Raw genomic sequence first — 23,520 nt, forward strand, 5'->3', positions numbered from 1 at the left:
CGGGTCCGGACAGCGAAGTCGCCAAGATCAGCCCGGTCTGGCCTGCACGGTCGCGGTTGCTCGATTCAACGTCGGCCCGGACGTCGGCATCGGCCTGCGATATCCCGGCGAAGGTGCCGTCCGGCGCCCAGCGAACGATTGGGCATGGTGAGATCGTCGGGCGTCTCCCTCACCCGCAGGTCCGAGCGCGACCCGTCAGCTGCACCGGCGGGCGTTGAGCCGGGCGGCCTGGCGTGTCAGGTGGTCGCGCTCGGCGAGGTTGGGGGCCTTTTGGGCCGCCTCGGCGTACAGCCGTGCCGCCGTCGCCAGGTCGCCGTCGCGCTCGTGGAGGTACGCCGCCACCGCGGCGTGGCGGGGCAGTGAGTTGTCCAGCGCCACGAGCGCCGCCAGGCCGACGCGCGGTCCGTCGGCCTCGCCGACGGCCACCGCGCGGTTGAGCCGGACGACCGGGCTGTCGGTCAGGCGCGCGAGCTCGTCATACCACTCGACGATCTGCACCCAGTCGGTCTCCTCGGCGGTGGGCGCGTCAGCGTGGAGTGCCGCGATGGCGGCCTGGGCCTGGAACTCGCCCAGCCGGTCGCGGGCGAGGGCCGCCTGCAGGATCTCGACGCCCTCGGCAATCGACTTGGTGTCCCACCGGCCGCGATCCTGCTCGGCGAGCGGCACCAGGCTGCCGTCGGGCGCGGTCCGGGCGGCGCGCCGGGCGTGGTGGAGCAGCATGAGGGCGAGCAGCCCCGCCACCTCGGGGTGGTCGATCGCGGCCGCGAGCCGCCGGGTGAGCCGGATGGCCTCGGCGGCGAGGTCGACGTCGCCGGAGTAGCCCTCGTTGAAGACCAAATAGAGGACGCGTAGCACGGTGGCGACGTCGCCGGGCTGGTCGAACCGCATGCCGGAGACGGTGCGCTTGGCCCGGCTGATGCGCTGCGCCATGGTCGCCTCGGGCACCAGGTAGGCCTGGGCGATCTGGCGGGTGGTCAGCCCGCCGACGGCGCGCAGCGTGAGCGCGACCGCGGACGACGGCGTCAGCGACGGGTGGGCGCACAGGAAGTAGAGCTGGAGCGTGTCGTCCACCGTGGGCACGGACCCGGGCGCCGGCTCCTCGTCGACGAGGTCCTCACGCCGGCGGCGGGCGGCGTCCGCCCGGGTCGCGTCGAGGAACCGGTGCCAGGCCACGGTGACCAGCCAGCCCTTCGGGTCCCTCGGCGGGTCGGCCGGCCAGACGCGGACCGCCTCGACCAGCGCGTCCTGCACGGCGTCCTCGGCCGCCGCGAAGTCGGCTCCGCGGCGGACGAGGATCCCGAGCACGCTCGGCGTGAGGCTCCGGAGCAGGACCTCGTTCACCTCGGAGGTCACTCCGTGATGGTGGGCGGCGCGGCCAGGAACGGGCGCACCTCGAGCCACTCGTGGATCGGCTCCCCGCCTGCCCCAGGGGCGGCCGACAGGTCCCCGGCCAGCTCGATGGCGCGCTCGTAGCTGTCGACGTCGATCACCATCCAGCCGGCGATGAGGTCCTTGGTCTCGGCGAATGGGCCGTCGGTGACCGGCGGGCGACCCTCGCCGTCGTACCGGACGAACATCCCCTCGGGGGCAAGCGCCTGACCGTCGACGAACTCGCCGGTCCCCTCAAGCCGGGCCGCAAAGTCGTGCATGTACTGCACGTGGGCCGAGATCTCCTCCGGCGTCCACTGGTCCATGGGCACGTCGTTGACCGAAGCCGGGGCGCCGCGGTAGTGCTTGAGCAGCAAATACTTGGCCATCGTGTTCTCCTCGGTGCTGGTGCCACCCATTTTGGTCGCTTTCATTGCGGGGACGGAGCCAGTCACGAATTCTCGACATCGCCGTCCGAATCTTTTTGGGTCTCGTAGATGAACCTGGGTGAGCCGTCTCGCGGTGTCCGGGTCCGCGCCGTGGCGCAAGGGCGAAACGCGCACGACTGGACAAGTGGCTCCCGCGAGGTTTCCTCTACCCGCCCGCACCGTGGCCGACCGGGCGTTCGGCCTCTCGCCGAAGGCCGTCGTCGGCCGCGCGGCCGTCCATCGGGGTGATCTCGACGGTGAGGTGTTTGGCCAGCGGCTGCCCGCTCTGCGGGCTGAAGTCACCGAGCGCGCAGAGCACGTTCAGCTCGGGCATGTAACCGATCACGCTGCCGCGCGGGATGTCGTAGCCGAAGGCCCGGTAGCCGTAGACGCTGCGCCTGCTGCCGTCCTTGGCGATGCTGGTGATGTCGACGAGGTCGGCCTCGGCGAGGCCCCGGTCCCGCATGTCGTCGCGGTTCATCAGCACCAGGGTGCGCAGGTTCTTGACGCCCCGGTAGCGGTCGTCGTCGGAGTAGACGGTGGTGTTCCACTGGTCGTGGGAGCGCACCGTGCCCAGCGTCAGGCGGCCCGCCTCCGGTATGACGTTCGGAACCGGGGCGGTGCAGAATTCGGCGCGCCCGGACTCGGTGAGGAAGACCCGCTCGCGGGCGGGCTGGCGGATCCGGAAGCCCAGCGGCATCCGGACCCGGCGGTTGAAGTCCTCGAACCCGTCGAGGACCTGGGCCATGGTGTCGCGGATCCGGTCGTAGTCGTCGACGTACTCCTGCCAGGGCGTGGCGCTGTCCGGCAGGGTCGCCCGCGCCATCCCGGCGATGATCGCCGGTTCGGAGAGCAGTTGCCGGGAGGCCGGGTTCCGCATGCCGATCGACATGTGCACCATGCTCATCGAGTCCTCGACCGTGACCCCCTGCAGCCTGCGGCGCTGCCAGTCCTTCTCGGTACGGCCGAGGCAGGGCAGGATCAGCGCCTTCTCGCCGTGCACCAGGTGGCTGCGGTTGAGCTTGGTGCTGACCTGCACGGTCAGCTCGCAGCCGCGCAGCGCCTGGAAGGTGCGCGGGGTGTCGGGCGTGGCCAGCGAGAAGTTGCCGCCCATGCTCACGAACACCTTGACGTCGCCCCGGTGCATCGCCTCGATGGTGCCGACGGTGTCCAGGCCCCAGGCCCTCGGCGGGTCGATGCCGCACACCTCGGCCAGCCGGGAGAGGAACCGCTCGTCCGGGTGGGAGTTGACCCCGCAGGTGCGGTTGCCCTGGACGTTGCTGTGCCCTCGGATGGGACACGGACCGGCACCCTCGCGGCCGAGGTTGCCGCGGAGCAGCAGCAGGTTGACGATCTCGCGCACGGTGTCGACGCCGTGTTCCTGCTGGGTGACGCCCAGGCACCAGCTGATGATGGTGCGCTTGGAACGCAGGTAGACGTCGGCGAACTCGCGGATCCTCGCCTCGTCCACGCCCGACTGGCGCTCCAGTTGCGGCCAGCCGGCCTCGGCGCACGCCCGCCGGTAGTCCTCGAAGCCGTGCGTGTGGTCGTCGACGAACCCCTGGTCGATCGCCTTCGGGTCGGTCTCCGCCGCCTCGAACACGGCCTTCGCGACCCCGCGCAGCAGCGCCAGGTCACCGCCGATCCTCGGTTGCACGTTGAGGGTGCCGGTCCTGGTGGCGTGAAAGGTGCCCATCGCGAGGAGCTCGTGCGGCACGATCGTCTTCCCGGCTGCGGCCTCGACGAGCGGGTTGATGTGCACGATCTGGGCACCGCGCTGGTAGGCGTCGACCAGCGCGGTCAGCATGCGCGGCGCGTTGGAGGCCGCGTTGGAGCCAAGAAGGAAGATCGCGTCGGCCTTGCCCCAGTCGTCCAGGTCGACGGTCCCCTTGCCGGTACCCAGCGCGGCCTTCAGCGCGCGGCCGCTCGCCTCGTGGCACATGTTCGAGCAGTCCGGCAGGTTGTTGGTACCGAACTCGCGGACCCAGAGCTGGTAGAGGAATGTGGCCTCGTTGCTCAGCCGCCCGGAGGTGTAGAACGACGCCTGATCCGGGCTGCTCAGCCTCCTGAGCGTCGAGCCGACCAGCTCGAACGCGTCCGGCCAGGAGATCGGCCGGTACTTGTCGGATTCCGGGTCGTAGACCATCGGCTCGGTCAGCCTGCCCTGGTCCTCCAGCGCGAAGTCGCTCCAGCCGGACAGCTCGGTGACGGTGTGCTCGTCGAAGAACCGGCGCCCGACGCGCTTGGGGGTCATCTCCCAGGTGACGTGCTTGATGCCGTTCTCGCAGATGTCCAGGCGCAGGCCCTTCCTGTCGTCCGGCCACGCGCATCCCGGACAGTCGAAACCGTGGTTCTCGTGGTTCATCCGGAAGATCGCGCGCGTCCCCTCGACCGGCTCCCGCGTCTTGGCCAGCACCTTTCCGACGCTGAGCGCCGCGCCCCAGCCCGCCGCCGGATGCCGGTAGTCACGCCTGGAGAAGGGCTCGCCGGTGTTGGGCCCGCGCCCCCGCGCCGGAACCCCCGGCATCCCCTGTCCGAAGTTCTCTCCTGCGGCAAGAATGTCGTCGGCCATGAGTGGTCCCCCCGGGGTGGCACAGTCGAGCCCGACATGCGTGCACATGCCGCGATATTCCCGGTCTACCGCCCCCGCCCCCACCCCAGCCCCAAACAACCTCCCGGCCTTCCCCAAGCTTGAGCCGTCGGGCGACTCCGACACGCTTCAGAACCGTCGCGGGCGGCCCGGATGATCTCGGGGACGTACTACAGACGGCTGTTGAAGATCCGCCCCCCGTACCGGTGTGGGTGGCCGGTTCCGTACTGCCCCCCGCACACCCTCACTGCCGACACCGCCGGTCCCGCCGATGAGCGAGAATGATCCTCGTGACCTGCGTACACGTGCTCAACGGCCCGAACCTGAACCTGCTCGGCACCCGCAGACCCGAGGTCTACGGCACCATGACGCTGCCGGACGTCGAGGAACTGTGCCGCGAGGAGGCCACTCGGCTCGGCCTGGACCTGGTCTTCCGTCAGTCCAACCACGAGGGCCAGCTGATCGACTGGATCCATGAGGCCGGGGCACGCGTCAAGGCCGGTGAGGTCATCGGCGCGGTCTTCAACCCCGGGGCCTACACCCACACCTCGATCGCCCTGCACGATGCCATCGAGGGCACCGAACTACCGCTCGTCGAGGTGCACATCTCCAACGTGCACCGCCGCGAGTCCTTCCGCCACCACTCGTACATCTCCCCCGTCGCGCGCGGCACCATCGTCGGCCTCGGCGTGGACGGCTACCGCCTCGCCATCGACGCCCTGCACCGGATGTCCCCGAGGTAGCAGGCAGCGCCCCGTGGAGGGCAGCAGTGCCCAAACCGCGCGGCGGCCGTCGATCTCACGTACCCCCCACTTGGCCGAGCACTGGTTGAGGCGCCCTCGCTGCGCTTCTGCCCCTGGTCGGCGCGTCAGACAGTGGCGGGCCGGTAGAGGTGTCGGCCCACTCGGCCCTGTCCGGCGTTCGTGAGGCGACGATCTTGTCCGTGCCGTTCATCCTCGCCGCGACCGCCGGATCGGCCTTCTCCCCCTCGGGCGTCGGCCAGAAGCCCGCCATCAGCCGGTAGGTGACCCGCCCGAACACGAGCGTGCCGCTCTCGTCGAGCTGGCGCGCCGCGAACTCGCCGAACTCCTCATCGACGTTGTGCCAGCCGAGGTCATGGTTCCGCCCCTCGAAATACCCGTCGAGGGTGGTCATCATGAACGAGAAGATCTTTCGCACCGTAGCCTCCGCCAACCATCGTTCCACCACTACCGTTGATCAACGAAGCAGGTTTTCATTAGTTTCGTTTTGGGGTACTGTTCACGTACAGCAACGCGCGGTGACGGAGGACTCACATGGGCGACACGTCGTTGGCCGCGGCAGACGCCAGGACGTTCCTCCCGGAAGAAGATCCTCAGACTCAGGCGGCCATCGTTGATCTGGTCGAGGAGCTGCGCAGGCGAGGGCGATCGGTAGCCGACTGTCCAGCACTACTCACAGGTCCAGATGGATCACCATCCCTTCCGCTGCCAATGCAGGTCTATCAGGCTCTTCTGCAAGTAGCGGAGGCCCTGTCAAAGGGCCTGGCTGTCACTGTCGCACCACAGCACATGACAATGTCCACCTATGAAGCGGCCGAGCTGCTGGGAATCTCCAGGCCGACTCTGGTCAAACTCCTAGAAAATGGGGAAATTCCCTACCAACGTGCGACAGATCGCCCTGGAGCACATCGGCGAGTAAAGCTCAAAGATGTCCTTGCCTTTAAGGAAAGGCGACGCACAGAGCGGCGACGGCTGCTGGACGAACTCACCGCGGATTCCGTAGATGCGGGTACGTACGACAAGCCCGCCGGCGAGTTCTGAACAGCCTATGCTGTTCCGGTGCCGTTCTCTGCCGTGCTCGATGCCTGCGTGCTCTATCCCAACGCACTGCGAGACACTCTCTTAAGAACCGCGGAAGCCGGCATCTACCAACCCCTGTGGAGCGAGCGGATACTGGCGGAGGTTCGAGGCGCCCTGGTGAGAAACGGACGCTCCGAACAGCTTGTAGACCGTACGTTGTCATTCGTCCGAGGCGCCTTCCCCGAAGCCATGGTCAAGGGATGGGAGCCTCTCGAGGACTCGATGGGGAACCACGTCAAGGATCGCCACGTCCTGGCCGCTGCGGTTCGTGGCCATGCCGATGTGGTCGTGACCCTCAACTTGCGCGATTTCCCAAGCTCGGCATGCGACCATCTCGATGTTGAGGTCCAACACCCTGACACATTCCTGTGTTACAACCTGGAGCAGGCGCCAGACATCATCCTCCAGGTACTGCGGGAGCAAGCGAGTTCAACCGGCAAACCACCTCATTCCTCTATGTCCATCGAGGATGTACTGAGTTCGCTGGAGAACTGTGGAACCCCTGTTTTCGCCGCCACCGCACGTTCGCTGTTTAAAATGTAAGAATCCTTACACCTGACCACGACCGCGCCGGAACACGGGCCCTCGGCAGCACAAAGAGACCGCGTCTCGCCGCCGACCACTTCGCAGAACGCAAAAAAGTGTCAGGTAGTTCCATTTCCACGCCCGCCTCCGCCTTCCGCGTGACATCGTGCGTGACGAAAGCGCAGCAAGGGAAGAGGAGGATCCCGGCCCCCTCTGCGGACCCGGTGAACGTTCGGGGCAGCGCGTCAGACAGCGGGCCGGTAGTGGTGTAGGACGTTGCCGGAGTTGAAAGTTCTGGTTTTCAGTAGTTTCAGGTCGATCCTGCCCATCACGGTCCCGAAGAGCGGGGTGCCCTCGCCGAGGACGACCGGATTCACCATGATCCGCAGCTCGTCGACGAGCCCCAACCGGAGAAGACTCACGGTCAGGTCGGAACTGCCCAGGATGGCGATGTCCTTGCCGGGTTCCCGCTTGAGCCTGGTGAACTCCTCGACGAGATCCTGTTTGATCAGCCGGGTGCCGGCCCACTCGACCCTGTCCTGCGTTCGTGAGACGACGATCTTGTCCGTGCCGTTCATCCTCGCCGCGACCGCCGGATCGGCCTTCTCCCCCTCGGGCGTCGGCCAGAAGCCCGCCATCAGCCGGTAGGTGACCCGCCCGAACACGAGCGTGCCGCTCTCGTCGAGCTGGCGCGCCGCGAACTCGCCGAACTCCTCATCGACGTTGTGCCAGCCGAGGTCATGGTTCCGCCCCTCGAAATACCCGTCGAGGGTCGTCATGATGAACGAGAAGATCTTTCGCACCGAAGCCTCCACTGATCGTTGTCCCACCGCCACCGACCATAAAGACCACCCACGACAATCCACGGAAACAAGGGTTTCGATCGTGCGGTGCGGGAAGCGAAACATCGGAAGCCACTCCATGTCACCTTCGTGTTACGGATGTTTCCTATGGTCGACGCTGATCTCTGTCGGGGAGGGGCGTCCATGGCCGCAGGAAGCGCGCAGCCGAGCAAGTCGCGGGTTCGCACCGTCTGTTCCTACTGCGGGGTCGGTTGCGGCATCGTGTTGGACGTTGCGGTCGGACCGGACGGGCGGCGTTCCGTCCGTAAGGCCTCGGGCGACAAGGACCACCCGGCGAACTTCGGGAAGCTGTGCACCAAGGGCGTGACCACCGCGGAGATGCTGGCGGCGCCGGGACGGCTCACGACGGCCCTGATCCGGCCGGAGCGGGGAGCCGAGCCGATCCCCACGGACCTGGAAACGGCGATCGCCGAGACCGCCCGCCGGTTTCGCGCCGTCATCGACGAGCACGGCCCGGACTCCTTCGCCCTGTACGTGTCGGGTCAGATGAGCCTGGAGGCCCAGTACCTGGCGAACAAGCTGGCCAAGGGCTTCATCGGCACCAACCAGATCGAGTCGAATTCGCGGTTGTGCATGGCCAGCGCCGGAACCGGCTACAAGCTGTCCCTCGGAGCCGACGGACCTCCCGGCTCCTACCAGGACTTCGAGAAGGCCGATGTCTTCTTCGTCATCGGATCGAACATGGCCGACTGCCACCCGATCCTGTTCCTGCGCATGATGGAGCGCGTCAAGGCCGGCGCGAAACTGATCGTCGTCGACCCGCGCCGCAGCGCCACCGCGGATAAGGCGGACCTGTTCCTCCAGATCAAGCCGGGCGCCGACCTCGCCCTGCTGAACGGGCTGCTGCAGCTGCTGGTCGAGAACGGGCACACCGATCCCGGCTTCATCGCCGACCACACCGAGGGCTGGGAGGCGATGCCGGAGTTCCTCGCCGACTATCCGCCCGCCGCGGTGGCCGAGCTCACCGGCATCCCGGAGGCGGACATCCGCACCGCCGCGCAGTGGATCGGCGAGGCCGGGGAGTGGATGTCGTGCTGGACGATGGGGCTCAACCAGTCCACGCACGGCACCTGGAACACCAACGCCCTGGTCAACCTGCACCTGGCGACGGGCGCGATCTGCCGCCCCGGCAGCGGCCCGTTCTCGCTCACCGGACAGCCCAACGCGATGGGCGGCCGCGAGATGGGCTACATGGGCCCCGGGCTCCCCGGCCAGCGGTCCGTGCTGGTCCCCGAGGACCGCGCCTTCATCGAGGACCTCTGGGACCTGCCGGTCGGCGCCCTCCGGGAGGACGGCGTCGGCAAGGGCACGATCGAGATGTTCGAGCAGATGGCCGAGGGCCGCGTCAAGGCCTGCTGGATCATCTGCACCAACCCCGTCGCCTCGGTCGCCAACCGCAAGACCGTGATCGCGGGGCTGGAGGCCGCCGAGGTCGTCGTCGCCCAGGACGTCTTCACCGACACCGAGACCAACGGCTACGCCGACATCGTCCTGCCGGGCGCCCTGTGGACCGAGACCGAGGGCGTTCTCATCAACAGCGAACGCAACCTCACCCTCGCCCAACCCGCCGCCGACCCGCCCGGTGAGGCGACCGCCGACTGGCTGATCATCGCCAGGATCGCCCAGGCCATGGGCTACACCGACGCGTTCGCCTACACCCGCGCCGAAGAGATCTTCGAAGAGATCAAACGCGCCCGCAACCCGAAGACCGGCTACGACCTCAGCGGCGTCAGCTATGAACGGTTGCGCGAGACGCCCGTCCAGTGGCCCGCCGAGCCCGGCGGCCCCGACCGCAACCCGATCCGCTACCTCGGCGAGGACGGGCGGCCGGTCTTCCCCACCGCCTCAGGCCGGGCGGTGTTCTTCGCCCGGCCCCATCTGCCCGCCCGGGAGATGCCGGACGACGACTACCCGTTCGCGCTCAACACCGGCCGGCTCCAGCACCAGTGGCACACTCTCACCAAGACCGGAAAAGTCGACAAGCTCAACAAGCTCAACCCCGGCCCGTTCGTCGAGATCCACCCCGACGACGCCCGGAACCTCGGACTCACCGACGGAGACCCGGTCGAGATCGCCTCCCGCCGCGGCAAGGCGGTCCTGCCCGCCGTCGTCACCGACCGGGTCCGGCCCGGCTGCTGCTTCGCCCCCTTCCACTGGAACGACCTGTTCGGCGAGTACCTCAGCGTCAACGCCGTGACCAACGACGCCGTCGACCCCCTGTCCTTCCAGCCGGAGTTCAAGGTCTGCGCCGTGTCCCTGGCCAAGTCGGCCATCCCCGTCGTGGTCACCGGGCCCGAAGGCGAGACCGCCGAAGGCGAGACCACCGAGGTCGTGCCCGCCCAGCCGTCGGCTCCGGCGGCCTTCGGCGCGGATCACCCGGTGCTCGCGGACGTCCTCGGCATCACCGACCTCCGGCCGCCCGTCTTCGACGAACACGAACGCCACTACCTGGCCGGATTCCTCAACGGAATCGGGGCGGACCCGGCAGGGGTGCCGGTCCTGCCCCCCACCGCACCGCTCCGCCGCGAGCACGCGTTGTGGGTGGACGGGCTCCTGGCCGGGCGGTTCTCCCGCGCCGCCTCTCACCCGGCCATCGAACCGGCCGAACGCCCCGGCCACAGCTCACCCGTGCAGGGCCGCATGATCACCGTGCTGTGGGCGTCGCAGACGGGCAACGCCGAGGAGTTCGCCGCCACCGCGGCGCAGCGCCTCACCGCCGCCGGGCACAAGGTCACCCTTCTCGGCATGGACGACGTCGACCCCACCGCGTTGCCCCCCTCCGACACCCTCCTGATCACCAGCACCTTCGGCGACGGCGACGCACCCGACAACGGAAGCGGCTTCTGGGATGCTCTCGCCGCGACCGACACGCGCCTTGATCACCTCTGCTACTCCGTCCTGGCCTTCGGTGACTCCTCCTACAGCGACTTCTGCGGCCACGGCCGCCGTCTCGACCAGCGCCTTGAAGAACTCGGCGCCACCCGGCTGTCCCCCCGCACCGACTGCGAACCCGACTTCGAGAGTGCGGCCACCGCCTGGCTCGACCTGGTCCTCGCCTCGCTGACCGGCGGCCTTCCCGAGGCTCCCACGACGGCATCCGCGACCGTCACGCCCCAAACCGAGCCGTCCCCGGCCCGGACCGAGTCGTCACCCCCGCCCCGGACCGAGTCGTCACCCCCGCCCCGGACCGGCCCCGTGGCGGTGACCGCTCCGCTCGTCGGGAATCAACTACTCAGCCTTCCCGGCGCCGGAAAGGAGGTCCGCCGGTTCACCTTCGACCTCACCGGGAGTCCGCTCGCGTACCAAGCCGGAGACGCGCTCAGCGTCCGGCCCGCCAACGACCTGGGCCTCGTCGCCGAATGGCTGACGCTCACCGGCATCGACGGCCAGACCCCCGTCGACCTCGACGGCCCCGGCACCGTCCCCTTCGGCGAGGCACTGCACCTGCACCTCGACATCACGAAGATCACCCCAGGCCTGCTCGGATTCCTCGCCGACCGCACCGGCGACAGGCACCTGCGCAAACTGCTCCGCCCCGACAACAAGGGCGAGCTCGCCCAATGGTCCTGGGGACGCCAGGCCGCCGACGTCCTCGCCGAACACCCCGTCAAGGCCACCGCCCAAGAATGGGCCACGACCCTCAAACGGCTCCAGAACCGCCTCTACTCCATCTCCTCAAGCCCTCGCACCGACCCCGACAAGGTGTCCCTGACCGTCTCCGTCGTCCGCTACGAAAGCACCCTCGGTCAGGCCCGCAAGGGCGCCTGCTCCGCGTTCCTCGCCGACGCCGAACCCGGAACCCCCATCCCCATCCATGTCCAGCCCTCCCCGCACTTCCGGCCACCCGCCGACCCCGCCACCCCCATGGTCATGATTGGCCCCGGAACCGGCGTCGCCCCCTTCATCGGCTTCCTCCACGACCGCCGCGCCCAAGGACACCCCGCCCCCAACTGGCTGTTCTTCGGAGAACAGCACCAGGCCACCGACTTCTACTACCGCGACGGCCTCACCGAACTCCGCGACGACGGCACCCTCGACCGCCTCGACACCGCCTTCTCCCGAGACCAGCGCAACAAGATCTACGTCCAGGACCGCATGCACGAACACGGCCACCGCCTCTGGACCTGGCTGGAGAACGGCGCTCACCTCTACGTCTGCGGCGACGCCTCCCGCATGGCCAAAGACGTCGACAAAGCACTCCGCGACATCATCACCACCCATGGCGACCTCACCGAACAAGCCGCCGACACCTACGTCAAACGCCTGTCCACCGACAAACGCTACGTCCGCGACATCTACTGAAAGGGCGGAGCGGTGGACGCCACTCCAGTCGGACCACGCGAAGCGGCCGGCGATCCGGCCCCCTAGCAATCCGGCCCCCTAGCACTGTGCCGCTGAGCATCGACCCGCTTGCGTCCGGCGCATACCCCGAACTCCTGAGGATCCGCGTGAGGCCGTCTAATGCGATGTTCCTCATCGGAAGCACAGATCCATACCGGCCCAGGAGGCCGGGGAGGCTGCCCTGACAGCCTCAGGTTTTCGGCCGCGCGTCGTGCCCTCCTTTGAGGAACCGAGCACTAAGCGGGAGTGGCCACCCCACAGAACATCAAAAAGAGTGTTATCAGTGGACAAGTAGGACAACCAGTTATTTTTTCGCGGGGATACCTCGGGATGTGATCAATGTCCCGGAGTGCAGTGTTGTGGTGATTACCTACAACGATGCCGCGCGGCTGCCCAGGGCCGTGCGGTCCGTGCTCCGGCAGTCGCTGCGCAACATCGAGGTGATCATCGCCGACGACGCGAGCACCGACGAGACGGAGCAGGTCGTCCGGGAACTGCAGCGGAAGGACGCGCGGGTCCGCTACCTGCGCGGGAAGGTCAACAGCGGAGGGTGCGGGACCCCGCGCAACAGGGGCGTGGCGGCCGCGCGGGCGCCGTACGTGATGTTCCTGGACAGTGACGACGAGCTGACCCGGCACGCCTGCAAGAGCATGCTGCTGGAGATCGAGCGGACCGGCGCCGACTTCGTCACCGGGCAGATCTCCCGGCTGTACGAGAGGAGCGGGAAGACCTCGCGCTACTACCCCGCCCTGTTCGCCAGGCGCAGGACCGTCGAGGGCATCGTCGAGGAACCGGAGATGTTCCTCGACTCCTTCAGCACCAACAAGCTCTACCGGGCCGAGTTGCTCCGGCGGGTGCCGTTCCCCGAGGACATGCACTACGAGGACCACGTCTTCAGCACCGCCCTGTACTGCGCGGCGCGTCGGTTCGCCGTGGTTCCCTGGGTGGTCTACCTCTGGCACCGGGCCTCGGAGGAGAGCGACGCGCGGCTGTCGATCTCGCTGAGCCTGACCGACATGTCCAACGTCCGCTCCAGGATCAGGGCGGCCCGGCTGAGCGACGACATCCTGCGTGACAACGGCCTCGGTGACCTCATCAACGAGCGGCAGCGCCGGTTCGTCCGCCAGGACCTGCGGGTCTACCTCAACCCGCTACCCGCGCGCGACCCCGCGTGGGTCGAGGAGTTCATCTCGGTGATCCGTCCCTACCTGTCCGAACTCGACCCGGCGGTGTTCGAGACGATCGATCCGCTCATCCGGGTCTGCTGCAGCTTCATCCTCGACGACAGGCCCGACGAGCTCGTGGTGGCCGCCCGCTCGCTGAACGGGCCGAAGGCCCCGCCGCGCGTCGCCCTGCGGGAAGGGGGGCGCACCTACTGGGGCACGGTCCCCGACGAGATGCGGGAGATCACCTCGCTCCGGATGGCCGAACTGCCCTTCTCCGCCTCCCGGCTCCGCCACGAGGCGGCCTTCACCGGCGAGGGCACGGTGCTCAGACTGGTGATCAGGACGTACGACCCGTTCGGAGTGCTCGCCGCCACCCCTGGCTGGACCGCGTTCCTTCGGTTCGGAAACCACCGGGTTCCGCTGGCGCCCCGCGGACAGGACGACGGGAGCCACCTGAGCGAGGCGGCGGTCGACCTCGCCGCGCTCCACCCCGGTCGCGCGGGCCACCTGGGCCGGCTGGGCTTCGACGGCCACCACGACCCGGCGGTCGAGATCGTCAACCCCGACGGGAGGGTCACCTCCGACCGGCTGCTCGTCGACGCGTCCACCGCGCCGTTCACGGTCGCCGTCCCGTGGCACGAGGTCACCGTCATGCCGGAGGGGACCGCCGCGTTCCTGCGGGTGCGCTGGCGCCGCGGCGGACTGCTGCGGCAGCTACCCCGGCTGCGGCGGATCGGCGCCCGGCTGCGGCGGAAGGTGAGCGGCCCCAGCACGAAGCTCCGCGTCTACAAGGGGCTGATCTCCGTGCTGCCGCCCCGCGGGGACCTGGCCCTGTTCGAGTCCGACGTCGGCGCCGGGTACACCGGGAACCCGCGTTACATCTACGAGGAGCTCAGGCGGCGGGGCGCGTCGCTGGAGATGGTGTGGTCGGTCGCGGGGTCGGAGAAAGACTTCCCCGCCGACGCCAGGCTGGTACGGCGGATGAGCTGGCGCCATATCTGGACCATGGCCAGGGCGGGCTACTGGATCGACAGCCACGGCATGCCGCTGCCCTATCCCAAGCCACCGCGCACGCGCTACCTGCAGACCTGGCACGGCCAGGGCATCAAGTCGGTCGGCTTCGACGCGCCCGACCTGCGCGCCGACTTCGACGGGCCGAGGGCGACCTGGCGGGCCGCGGTGGATCGCTGGGACGCGCTGATCTCACCCAGTGCCGAGTTCGAGCGGGTGTTCGTGCCCTCCAACGGCTACCGTGGGCGACTGCTGCGCCACGGCTCGCCCCGCTGCGACGTGCTCGTGCACGGCGACCGGGAGGCGGCCAGGCGGGCGCGGAAGCGGCTGGAGATCCCGCACTGGTCCAGGGTGCTGCTGTACGCCCCCACCTACCGCGACCGGGCCAAGGGGTCCGGCGAGTCGGTCAGGGCCGACCTCGCCGCGATGGCCGACGCCCTGGCCGGCGACTGGACGGTGGTCCTGCGCACCCACCCGGTCGAGCGGTTCGAGGTGCCCGAGCACCTGCGCCACTTCGTCCGCGAGGCCGGGTCCTACCCCGAGGTCAACGACCTGATGCTGCTCTCGGACGCGCTGCTGACCGACTACTCGTCGCTGATGTGCGACTACGCGATCACCGGGCGGCCGATGCTGTTCCTGATCGACGACTGGGACGAGTACCGCAGGGTGGAACGCGGGGTCTACCACGACCTGCCCGCGATCGCCCCCGGCCCCTGCCTGACCACCACCGAGGAGCTGATCGAGGCGCTGCGCGACCTCGACGGCATGACCGTGTCCTTCGCCGCCAGGTACATCGCGTTCCGCAGGATGTGGTGCGCCGACGAGAAGGGCCACGCCTCGGCGAGGGTGGTGGACGCCTTCTTCGACCCTCCCTCGGTCCGGGTGCCCGCACAGGTTCCCCGGGTGCCCGCCGGGCGGGAGCGACGTACCCCGGCCGGGCTGGGACACCTGCCGGGGGTGCGGCGGCCGATCCACCCGCCCAGGTGGTCGGGATGAGCGGCGGACGCGCGGGGGCGGTCGTGTTCGCCTGCGTGGACGCCGACACCCTGGGCGGCGTCCAGCGGGTCACCCACACCGTGGCGCAGGGGCTGGCCGAACGGGGTCGCGAGGTGCACGTGATCGGGCTGCACCGCGCCAGGAATCCGTTCCGTTATGTGGAACAGCCGCGCTACACCAGCCACGTGATCCACCGCGCTCCGGTGAGCACGCTGTCGATGCTGGGCCGACGCCGAGAGCACCGGGCGCTCGACAGGCTGCTGCGACAGGTGGGGCCGGGGTTCGCCGTGCTCTCCTCGCCCAGCGTGGTCGCCCGGATCAGGGCACTGCTGCCCGAGCGGCTGCTGCCGATCGGGCAGTACCACGGGTCGTACGAGCACGCACGCGGATCCTGGCATCTCGACTCGGTCCGCGATCACTACGGCACCCTGGAGAAGGCGGTCTTCCTCAGCGAGCGGGACGCGTGGCTCTTCTCCGAGCACGCGCTGCTGCCCAACACCTGGTCCATCCCGAACCCGCTGCCCGCCTGGCCGTCGGGGACCTCGGAGCTGACCGCCCGCCGGGTGCTCGGGATCGGCAGGCTGGAGGGCGTGAAGCGGTTCGACCGGCTGATCTCGGCCTTCGCCCAGGCCTGTGGCCGCTCGGTCCCCGGCGAGCCCGAGCTCCGGGCGGGCCTCGCCGAGGCCCGTCGCGAGGCGGGTGAGGGCTGGGAACTACACCTGATCGGTGAGGGGGGCGAGCGGCAACGGCTCACCTCGCACGCCGCGGCGTGCGAGGTGAGCGACCGGGTGGTCTTCCGCGGCACGGTGCCCGCCCCCCTGATGGGGGAGGAGTATCTGGGCGGGTCGGTGCTGGCGCTGGCCAGCGAGCACGAGGGGCTGCCGCTGGTGGTCGGCGAGGCGGCGTCCTACGGGGTTCCCTCGGTGGCGTTCGACGTGTCGGGCGGGCTCAGATCGCTCGTACTGGACGGGGAGACCGGGGTGCTGGTGCCCCCGGCCGACGTGACCGCGCTCGCCGCCGCGCTGGCCCACCTGATGGCCTCGGCCGAGGAGCGGCGGCGGTTGGGAACCGCCGCCCGCGCTCACGTCGGAGCGTTCCGGCCCGATCGCGTCCTGGACCGCTGGGACGCCCTGTTCGAGCAGGTCACCCGCTGACCGCCACGGGCTGCCAGGTCAGCGCGCCCTCGTTCGAGCGGGCCACCCGCTGATCACTGCGGCTCGCCGGGTCACCGCGCCCCTGTTCGAGCAGGTCACCCGCTGACCGCCACGGGCTCGTTGCGCGGCATCGGCACCCCCGCCAGCACGATCTGGGCGGAGGTGAGCCGCGCCCCCAGCGGGTTCGGCTCGCGGAGCCGCATCAGCCGGTCGAACGTGACCCGCTTGACCCGGGCCAGCTTCCGCTTGGCCGCGGTCCGCTCGTAGGAGACCAGCCGCGAGGTCTCGATCCTCGGCGCCCCGCTGAGCTCGTACCCGTAGGTCTCCAGGCGGTCGCCGAGCACGCTCTCGCAGAGCGAGATCTCGCCGGGGTCGAGCCGCTCGCGCCAGGAGCCGGTCCGCGCGGTGGTCACCTCACCGTGGGTGCGCACGTGCCAGGTCTTTCTGGCGGGTACGGCGATGCCCGCCACCGCGGCCGGGTCGCACATGGCCGGGTGGAAGTCCTCGCCGAGGAACTCGCACAGCCTGCGCAGGTGAGCCTCGGGCTCGGCGGTCAGGTCCTCGTAGCGCAGCTCGTGGTAGCTGCCCTCGGGAAGCCTCGGCGCGCCGTGCCTGGCGAAGTCGATCGCCTCGGCCCAGGCGGAGACCGCGCTGTAGACGCTCCCGTTGTACCAGGGCATCTCCTTCAGCGACGCCACGCAGTCGCGGCCGTCCCTGACCAGGTGCACGAACTGGGCGTCGGGGAAGAGTCGCAGCAGCACGTCGGTGTACTGGAAGTACGAGGGCCGTTTGTCGCCCCAGCGCGGCTTGCCGTGCCTGGCCGCGTAGGCGCGCAGCACGATGCCCAGCGCGGAGCCGAGCGTCGGCGGCCCGTCGACGATCTGCCCGAGCACCTCGTCGCGGTCCAGGTTCAGCTCGTGGAAGCGCGTCTGGCGCCGGTCGACCACCCATTCGGCCAGCTCGCGCCGGTGCTCCGCGTCGTTGAGGTCGCCGAACTGGAGCCGCCGCTGGTAGGTGGAGACCATGAAGCGGGTCTCCGGCGGGATGGCGACGCGCGGGTGGGCGTGCAACATCAGCTGCAGCATCGTCGTCCCCGAGCGGGGACAGCCCAGGACGAAGATCGGACGGTCGGGCTTCATGTCAGACCTTCGCCAGTTCGCCGAGCTGCCGGCTGGTGAGCCTCGCGGCCACCGGGCTCGGCTCGCGGAACCGGTTGATCCGGTCGCGGAACTCCTTGCGCCTGCGTGCCCAGCGCCGTTTGGCGGCGGCCTTCTCGCACGCCTGGACGTGGGCCTTGCCCGCCTTGGGCGCGCCGCTCAGCTCGTAGCCGTTGGCGGTCAGCCGCTCGGCCAGGACCGTCTCGCAGACCGAGATCTCCCATGGCTCCAGCCTGGCCTTCCACGAGCCCGCCCTGGCGGTCGTGACGTCGCCGTGGGTGTTGCTGTGCCAGACCTTGTGCTGCGGGATCGCCACCCTGGCGACGTGGTACGGCTCGGACATCGCCGGGTCGTAGTCCTCGCCCAGGAACTCGCAGAGCTTGCTCAGCTCGGTCTCCGGGTAGGCGGTCAGATCCTCGTAGCGCAGCTCGTAGTAGCTGTCGGCGGGGAGCTTCCTGGCGTGGTGGCGGCCGTAGTCGATCGCCTCGCTCCAGTTGACCGCCGCGTGGAAGACGTCCTTGGTGTACCAGGGCATCTCCTTCAGGGACGCCACGCAGTCGCGGCCGTCCCTGATCAGGTGCACGAACTGGGCGTCGGGGAAGAGCCGCGTCAACAGGTCCACGTGGTGGTAGTAGCTGGGCCGCTTGTCACCCCAGCGGCTCTTGCCGTACTGCTCGGCGTACGAGCGGAAGGTGATGCCCATCGCCGAGCCCAGCGTCGGCGGCCCCGCGACGATGTCGTCGATCAACCTGTCCCCGTCGAGCTTGAGCTCCTTGAACTTGGTGTCCTTGTCGCTCACGATCCACCGGCCTACCCTGCGCCGGTTGCGCTCCTCGCGCAGGTCCCCGAAGGAGAACCTGCGGTAGTAGCCGGGCACCACGAACCGTGTCTCCGGAGGAACCGCGATGCGTGGATGCGAGTGCAGCATCAGCTGCAACATGGTGGTGCCTGAACGTGGACAACCGATCACGAAGATCGGGCGGTCGGACTGCATGACAACGAACCCCCGTAAAGCTTGGTCAAACAGATACGCGTGGCACCTTCTCCACCAGCGGTGCGGCGGGCACCACCCGGGAGAAGAGCCACATTCGATAGATCAGGAAGACCTCGTTCAGTAGAAGCAGCGCCCCGGAGGCGACCGCGAGGGGCACCAGGGCGCCCCTCCCGACCAGCGGGGCGACCACGAACACGGCGGCGTGGAACTCGATGCCGCTGATCAGATGGGTCCGCACCCGGTGGCGGGCCAGCAGGCGGCCGAACCTGCGGGGCAGCTTCGGCCGCCTGCCGCCCCGTGGCCTCGGTCTCCGGTCCTCGAAGGCGACGACCCGCATCGGCTCGCGGGGCGTGATGACCTCGCGGGGCATGACGGCCTCGCGGGGCGTGACGGCCTCGCGGGGCGTGATGACCTCGCGGGGCGTGACGGCCTCGCGGGGCGTGACGGCCTCGACGGGCCTGACGTGCCCGGCATGCCCGGCGGCCACCACGGCCTCCGCGGGCCTGGCGTGTCCCGCGGCCACCACGGACTCGACGGCCGTCAGGCTCCCGAGCCGGTTCTCCTTGACCACCTCGCGCACGCGCTTCATCTGCGGCGCGTTCACGTAACGGAACAGGTCGAGCACCGCCACCCCCGCGCCGAGCAGGATGTAGGCGATGTCCCCCGTCACCGCGTACTGCCCGGACGCCAGCCCCGCGGCGCAGCAGACCACCCTGATCCGGTCGCCCACGTAGTCGAGCCAGAGGCCGAACGCGGTCCCCGTCCCCTTGAGCCGGGCGATCTTCCCGTCCATGCAGTCGACCATGAAGCTCACGTAGAACAGCAGGGCCCCCGCCACCAGCCGTCCGGACGCGAAGCAGATCGCCGAGCACATCCCGAGAATCAGGGAGAAGCGAGTGAGCCCGTTGGGGGTGATGGACGTGTGGTTGGCGATGAGCAGGGTGAGCCTGCACGCCACCGGGTCAACCAGGAAAACGGTCCACCAGGAGTCTTTTCGTTTCCGGGTCGCGTGGACGTCGTCCAACGAATAGGCCCTCATGCGTCCCAGCATGGCCACGCCACATCTCCTGTCGCCTACGCTCTGTAACTACTAGAAGATCTCCATGCCACTTCTTGACCGACCCGCGTCACAGTGATCGGCCGCTTTGGAGACATGAAAGGCCGAGGAGGGATTCCCCGGCCTTTCGCAGGGCCCGCCGCCGCCTTCTCCGTGCCGGCCCGCCCATTTCACAGGGCGGCTACCGGAAGATCCGGTCCACCGCCCGCGCCGCCGCGCCGCCGTCCTCCAGCGGGCAGAACCTGGCGGTGAAGGCGTCGTACAGCCTCCGGTACTTGGTGTGCACCTCGTCGATGTCCCGTACGGCCTCCACGACCTCCTCGGTCGTGCGCAGCAGCGGGCCCGGGGCCTCGGCCTCGAAGTCGAAGTTGAAGCCGCGCACCTCGTCGCGGTAGCGCTCCAGGTCGTAGGTGTAGAAAAGCATCGGCTTCCCGGTCACCGCGAAGTCGAACATCGCCGACGAGTAGTCCGTGATCAGCATGTCCGCGACCAGATAGAGCTCCTGAATGTCTGGATATATGGAGACATCGAGGATGAAATCTCTGCCGACCCGAGGCACCCTGTCGGTGACGCTCGGGTGCTTACGGATCATGAGCACATGGTCGTCACCGAGCTCCTCGAACATCCGCTGGAGGTCCAGGCGCAGGTCGAGCCGGTAGCGCCCCCTGCTGTAGAACTTGTCGTCACGCCACGTGGGGGCGTACAGGACCACCTTCCTGCCCTCGGGCAGGCCGAGCCGCTCCCGGATCTCCGCCGCTCCGTCGCGGCGGAGCAGGTCGTCCCGGGGGGAGCCGATCTCCAGGACCTCCCCCTCGAACCGCAGCGCACTGTCCAGGACCGAGGTGCACCAGGGGCTCGGCGAGATCAGGTGGCTCCACCGGGCGACGGTCCTGGCCAGCCGCTCGTGACGGTCGGGCCTGGCGAACAGCATCTTCTCGACGTCGAAGCCGACGCGCTTCAGCGGGGTGCCGCGCCAGGTCTGCAGCACCGTCTGGTCCGGCCTGCGCTCGAACCAGGAGGGCAGATGGCCGTTGGTGACCACGTACCGGCAGCGAGCCAGCGCGTCATAGAACTCCCGCCCGTACCGCCGGATCGGCGTCACCCCCTCGGGCAGCTCCACCTGCCCGTCCCTGACCACCCACATGAACTCCAGATCGGCGCCCCGCCTCACCAGCTCCTCGTAGATCGCCTTCGGGCTGTCGGAGAACTGCCTGCCGTCGTAGCTGTCGAAGAGGACGGCGGGCCGCAACGCCTCCTGGCACTTGGCGGGATAGAAGTCCTCGCGCAGCAGCCGCTGCTGCTTCGGCCTGCCCGAGGCGCGCAGGTCGTCACTCACCGTGAAGACGGCCTCGGAGGTCAGGTCGGTGTCGAAGGTGAAGGTGCGGGTGGCGGATACGTGCTCCAGCGGCGCGGACAGGCGGAACTCCATCCGCATGTCGCCCGCGTCGGTACGGATCGCGAAACCGTGCGTACCCGCCGGCAGCGGCAACCACCCGCCGAGCGTGGCGGTCCCCTCGGGCGTCACCGTGGCGCTGCCGCCGACGATCGGGAAGAGCCGTTCGTTGAACCGGTTGCGCGAGGTGAGGACCAGCCACGCCTGGCCGTCGATCGGGCGCATCGGGGCCCCGGTCAGCGCCAGGTGGCCCCGTTCGTTCCACTCCACCCGCTCCACGTAGAACGTCGGCCGCTGCTCGCGCAGCACCAGAGCGCCCGTCCGCGACCTGTCGAGCACCACGTCCCGGCCGCGGAGCCGGTGCAGGCCGCGCTCCACGTCACGGTCGACGACCAGCGGCCGGGCGGCGCCCTGTTCCGGGAGGACCTCGAAGTGCCATTCGGTCCCGGGGTTGAGCGCGCTCATCTCCAGGCTCGCCGGGTCGAGGCCGGGCCAGCGCTCGGACAGCACCTCGTCGAGGTCGATCACCGCTTCGAAGGTGCCGTCCGACACGGCCATCGGGTAGCGCCGGTCGCGGCCGCCCTGCGGCCGGGTCAGCCGCAGCACCGGGGCGGCGCCGAGGTCGTCGCCGCACCGGCCGATGATCCGCAGCCTGCCCTCGGCCACCCGGTGACCGGTGACCCGGCCGCCCGGCCGCTCCACCCGGAGTCTGAACTCCTCGGCCGGCGTCCACTCCGTCCACGCCACGGTCCCCGACTCGCCCTCGGTGAGCTCCAGCCGCCGCGCGGCCGGGCTCGGCTGGGCCAGCCTGCCTTTCCGCAGGAGACCCCGGGACAGCACGCGCAGGTCGATGTGCCAGGACGAGCCGGCGGGAAGCCCGGCCGCGTCGACGGTCAGCCGGAACCCGCACCAGTCCTTGCGCCTGCGCGGGCCCGTGTCCACCAGCGACAGAGCACGTTTGACCGTGACCGGGAGCCGGATCCCGCGCCCGGCCCCCTCGGGGACCAGCCAGGCGAAGACGTGCTGCTGGATCCGCCGGCGGGGACGCAGGTAGCGCAGCGAGACCCTGCCCTCGACGACCAGTCTGTCGTCCTTCCAGTCCAGGCTGTCCACCCGCTGCCGCAGGTCCAGCTCCTCGCGCATCCGGGTGGCGGACCGCTCGACCGGTACGGGGCTGTTGAGGTGGTATCCGCGTATACCGCCGCCACCGACCCGGACCGTCGGCTTGACCGTCCTGTCCCACTCCAGCAGCTGGACCAGGTCGTCCATCCGGCGCTGTCGTACCAGAGCCCACTTCGCCCGGCGCTGCGCGGGGATGAGCGAGAGGACCTTCGGCCCCGCCTGGTCGAGGTAGGCACACGCCAGGTCGAGGAAGCGCTGCTGGAACGCCTCACCCGCCTGGTCCAGCACCTGCAGGAAGTTCGGCAGGTCGCTGTCGAGGACCATCCGGTCCCAGGCCGGCAGGTGCTCCGCCCTGCCGGTGTCGGTCAGGAAGCGGCGCACGGAGTTGACGGCGGCGAACCGGTCCTCGACCCCTTTGACGTGCCCCCGGTTCTGGGTGATCGAGACGCTCTCCCCCTCCCGCTCCCGCCACAGGTAGACCGGGGTGGAGAGCACGTCCACCGACTCGGCCAGAAAGTGCGCGGGCAGGGAGACCGCGATGTCCTCCCAGAGGACCCCCTCGGGAAAGCTCAGCCCGTGCTCGTCCCAGAAGGAGCGGCGCCAGAGCTTGTTCGTGACCAGCCGGTCCTTGAGCAGGATCTCGTCTCGGGTCACATGGGTACGCCGGACGGAGTCAGCGAAGATCACCTTGTGCATCGCGGACTGGCGCACCCCCTGCCCGCTGAAACGCAGCACGTTGCCGGTGGCGAAGTCGGACCCGCTCTCCCGAAGGCTGCACACCATCGTCTCGATCGCCGTCAGCGGGAGCATGTCGTCGCTGTCGACGAAGGCGAGGAACTCGCCGGTGGCGTGTCCTATGCCGGTGTTGCGCGCGGTGCCCAGGCCCGCGTTCTCCTGCCGGATCAGCCGGAACCGCGCGTCGCGCGCGGCGAAGGCCTCGGCGATCTCCGCACTGGAGTCGGGAGAACCGTCGTCCACCATGACGACCTCGATGTCACTCCAGGTCTGCGCGACCAACGACTCCAGACACGCCTCAAGGTACGGTTCCACGTCGTAGATGGGCACGATGATGCTCACTGGGGCCACGATCGGTCCTCCGGTAGTCGAAAGCTCACAGTCCGGTTCCGTCCGCGCGAACGCCGGACACGTCACGCGGGTGAAGATCCACTCATCGTGGAAGACGTCCCGGGCGCGTGACGGGGGCCGGGCGGTCATCCGGGCGCGGCCATGAGCGCGAGGTAGACGTCACGTCAGCAGCATGGCCTCGCGACCGGTGGGGCGCGCCCAAAATATGACCGCGATGGACTGAGCAGACCGAGACTTGACCATCCCCCGCACCCGGCCGTTCCCGCCTCCGGCCCGCGGTGCGGCAACGCCTTCACCATGCCCTGGTCAAGGCTGGGAATGCACACGTCCTAGTAAGTCGTGATGACCCTTCGGTCCCCCCTGGCCGTCCGACACGATCGGGTGACCGAGACGGGCGAGATCGCAGCAAACGGCATTCGCGGGGGGAA

15 protein-coding genes are annotated in these 23,520 nt (G+C 69.2%); 6 read left to right on the forward strand and 9 right to left on the reverse strand.

Going from position 1 to position 23,520, the window contains the following annotated elements; translation table 11 throughout:
- Positions 1 to 195: 195 nt before the first annotated feature.
- From OIE13_RS25795 to OIE13_RS25805, 3 genes are all read right to left on the reverse strand, one after another.
- Positions 196 to 1,341, reverse strand: a complete 1,146-nt coding sequence (locus OIE13_RS25795; RefSeq protein WP_326646966.1) for an RNA polymerase sigma factor — start codon at positions 1,339 to 1,341, stop codon at positions 196 to 198.
- An 8-nt stretch (positions 1,342 to 1,349) separates the two neighbouring features.
- Positions 1,350 to 1,757: a YciI family protein gene (locus OIE13_RS25800; protein WP_326635713.1), complete on the reverse strand. Its 408-nt coding sequence runs from the start codon at positions 1,755 to 1,757 to the stop codon at positions 1,350 to 1,352.
- Positions 1,758 to 1,962: 205 nt separating this feature from the next.
- Positions 1,963 to 4,368, reverse strand: coding sequence for an FdhF/YdeP family oxidoreductase (locus OIE13_RS25805; protein WP_326635712.1), 2,406 nt, complete (start codon positions 4,366 to 4,368; stop codon positions 1,963 to 1,965).
- A 299-nt stretch (positions 4,369 to 4,667) separates the two neighbouring features.
- Between OIE13_RS25805 and aroQ the strand changes: the two genes are divergently transcribed.
- Positions 4,668 to 5,129, forward strand: coding sequence for a type II 3-dehydroquinate dehydratase (gene aroQ, locus OIE13_RS25810; RefSeq protein WP_326635710.1), 462 nt, complete (start codon positions 4,668 to 4,670; stop codon positions 5,127 to 5,129).
- Between the two features lie 55 nt (positions 5,130 to 5,184).
- Here aroQ and OIE13_RS25815 read toward each other — a convergent pair whose 3' ends face one another.
- Entirely contained in the window at positions 5,185 to 5,565 is a 381-nt protein-coding gene (locus OIE13_RS25815) for a dihydrofolate reductase family protein (protein WP_326635708.1), read from the reverse strand.
- Between the two features lie 116 nt (positions 5,566 to 5,681).
- Between OIE13_RS25815 and OIE13_RS25820 the strand changes: the two genes are divergently transcribed.
- Positions 5,682 to 6,188, forward strand: a complete 507-nt coding sequence (locus tag OIE13_RS25820) for a helix-turn-helix domain-containing protein (protein WP_326635707.1) — start codon at positions 5,682 to 5,684, stop codon at positions 6,186 to 6,188.
- 18 nt (positions 6,189 to 6,206) lie between these two features.
- Positions 6,207 to 6,770 (forward strand): PIN domain-containing protein, encoded by a 564-nt coding sequence (locus OIE13_RS25825; protein WP_326635705.1) that lies wholly within the window; start codon positions 6,207 to 6,209, stop codon positions 6,768 to 6,770.
- A 227-nt stretch (positions 6,771 to 6,997) separates the two neighbouring features.
- Here the strand turns inward: OIE13_RS25825 and OIE13_RS25830 are convergent, their stop codons facing one another.
- Positions 6,998 to 7,555: a dihydrofolate reductase family protein gene (locus tag OIE13_RS25830; RefSeq protein WP_326828846.1), complete on the reverse strand. Its 558-nt coding sequence runs from the start codon at positions 7,553 to 7,555 to the stop codon at positions 6,998 to 7,000.
- 183 nt (positions 7,556 to 7,738) lie between these two features.
- Here OIE13_RS25830 and OIE13_RS25835 point away from each other — a divergent pair, with 183 nt between their 5' ends.
- The 3 genes from OIE13_RS25835 (at position 7,739) to OIE13_RS25845 (ending at position 16,283) form a co-directional block, all read left to right on the forward strand.
- Entirely contained in the window at positions 7,739 to 11,917 is a 4,179-nt protein-coding gene (locus OIE13_RS25835; RefSeq protein ID WP_326828847.1) for a bifunctional nitrate reductase/sulfite reductase flavoprotein subunit alpha, read from the forward strand.
- A 371-nt stretch (positions 11,918 to 12,288) separates the two neighbouring features.
- Complete coding sequence (locus tag OIE13_RS25840) at positions 12,289 to 15,129, forward strand: bifunctional glycosyltransferase/CDP-glycerol:glycerophosphate glycerophosphotransferase (RefSeq protein ID WP_326635702.1); 2,841 nt, start codon at positions 12,289 to 12,291, stop codon at positions 15,127 to 15,129.
- On the forward strand, positions 15,126 to 16,283 hold the full coding sequence (locus OIE13_RS25845; protein ID WP_326828848.1) for a glycosyltransferase: 1,158 nt from the start codon (positions 15,126 to 15,128) through the stop codon (positions 16,281 to 16,283). The genes OIE13_RS25840 and OIE13_RS25845 overlap by 4 nt, the downstream gene beginning before the upstream one ends.
- A gap of 95 nt (positions 16,284 to 16,378) precedes the next feature.
- Here OIE13_RS25845 and OIE13_RS25850 read toward each other — a convergent pair whose 3' ends face one another.
- The 4 genes from OIE13_RS25850 to OIE13_RS25865 all read right to left on the reverse strand — a co-directional run bounded on the left by OIE13_RS25850 (position 16,379) and on the right by OIE13_RS25865 (position 23,083).
- Positions 16,379 to 17,422: a sulfotransferase family protein gene (locus tag OIE13_RS25850; protein WP_326635698.1), complete on the reverse strand. Its 1,044-nt coding sequence runs from the start codon at positions 17,420 to 17,422 to the stop codon at positions 16,379 to 16,381.
- Position 17,423: 1 nt separating this feature from the next.
- Positions 17,424 to 18,434: a sulfotransferase family protein gene (locus OIE13_RS25855; protein WP_326635696.1), complete on the reverse strand. Its 1,011-nt coding sequence runs from the start codon at positions 18,432 to 18,434 to the stop codon at positions 17,424 to 17,426.
- A gap of 25 nt (positions 18,435 to 18,459) precedes the next feature.
- On the reverse strand, positions 18,460 to 19,473 hold the full coding sequence (locus OIE13_RS25860; RefSeq protein ID WP_326828849.1) for a CDP-alcohol phosphatidyltransferase family protein: 1,014 nt from the start codon (positions 19,471 to 19,473) through the stop codon (positions 18,460 to 18,462).
- Between the two features lie 199 nt (positions 19,474 to 19,672).
- Positions 19,673 to 23,083: a bifunctional glycosyltransferase/CDP-glycerol:glycerophosphate glycerophosphotransferase gene (locus OIE13_RS25865; RefSeq protein ID WP_326635693.1), complete on the reverse strand. Its 3,411-nt coding sequence runs from the start codon at positions 23,081 to 23,083 to the stop codon at positions 19,673 to 19,675.
- Between the last annotated feature and the right edge of the window lie 437 nt (positions 23,084 to 23,520).

This window comes from Streptosporangium sp. NBC_01810 (assembly GCF_035917355.1).
Lineage (GTDB): Bacteria > Actinomycetota > Actinomycetes > Streptosporangiales > Streptosporangiaceae > Streptosporangium.

Excerpts from the sequence above, each read along its gene's own strand:
- OIE13_RS25800 (WP_326635713.1), bottom strand. The coding sequence starts at position 1,757 with ATGGCCAAGTATTTGCTGCTCAAGCACTACCGCGGCGCCCCGGCTTCG.
- OIE13_RS25805 (WP_326635712.1), bottom strand. The coding sequence starts at position 4,368 with ATGGCCGACGACATTCTTGCCGCAGGAGAGAACTTCGGACAGGGGATG.
- aroQ (WP_326635710.1), top strand. The coding sequence starts at position 4,668 with ATGATCCTCGTGACCTGCGTACACGTGCTCAACGGCCCGAACCTGAAC.
- OIE13_RS25820 (WP_326635707.1), top strand. The coding sequence starts at position 5,682 with ATGGGCGACACGTCGTTGGCCGCGGCAGACGCCAGGACGTTCCTCCCG.
- OIE13_RS25835 (WP_326828847.1), top strand. The coding sequence starts at position 7,739 with ATGGCCGCAGGAAGCGCGCAGCCGAGCAAGTCGCGGGTTCGCACCGTC.
- OIE13_RS25845 (WP_326828848.1), top strand. The coding sequence starts at position 15,126 with ATGAGCGGCGGACGCGCGGGGGCGGTCGTGTTCGCCTGCGTGGACGCC.
- OIE13_RS25850 (WP_326635698.1), bottom strand. The coding sequence starts at position 17,422 with ATGAAGCCCGACCGTCCGATCTTCGTCCTGGGCTGTCCCCGCTCGGGG.
- OIE13_RS25855 (WP_326635696.1), bottom strand. The coding sequence starts at position 18,434 with ATGCAGTCCGACCGCCCGATCTTCGTGATCGGTTGTCCACGTTCAGGC.
- OIE13_RS25860 (WP_326828849.1), bottom strand. The coding sequence starts at position 19,473 with ATGAGGGCCTATTCGTTGGACGACGTCCACGCGACCCGGAAACGAAAA.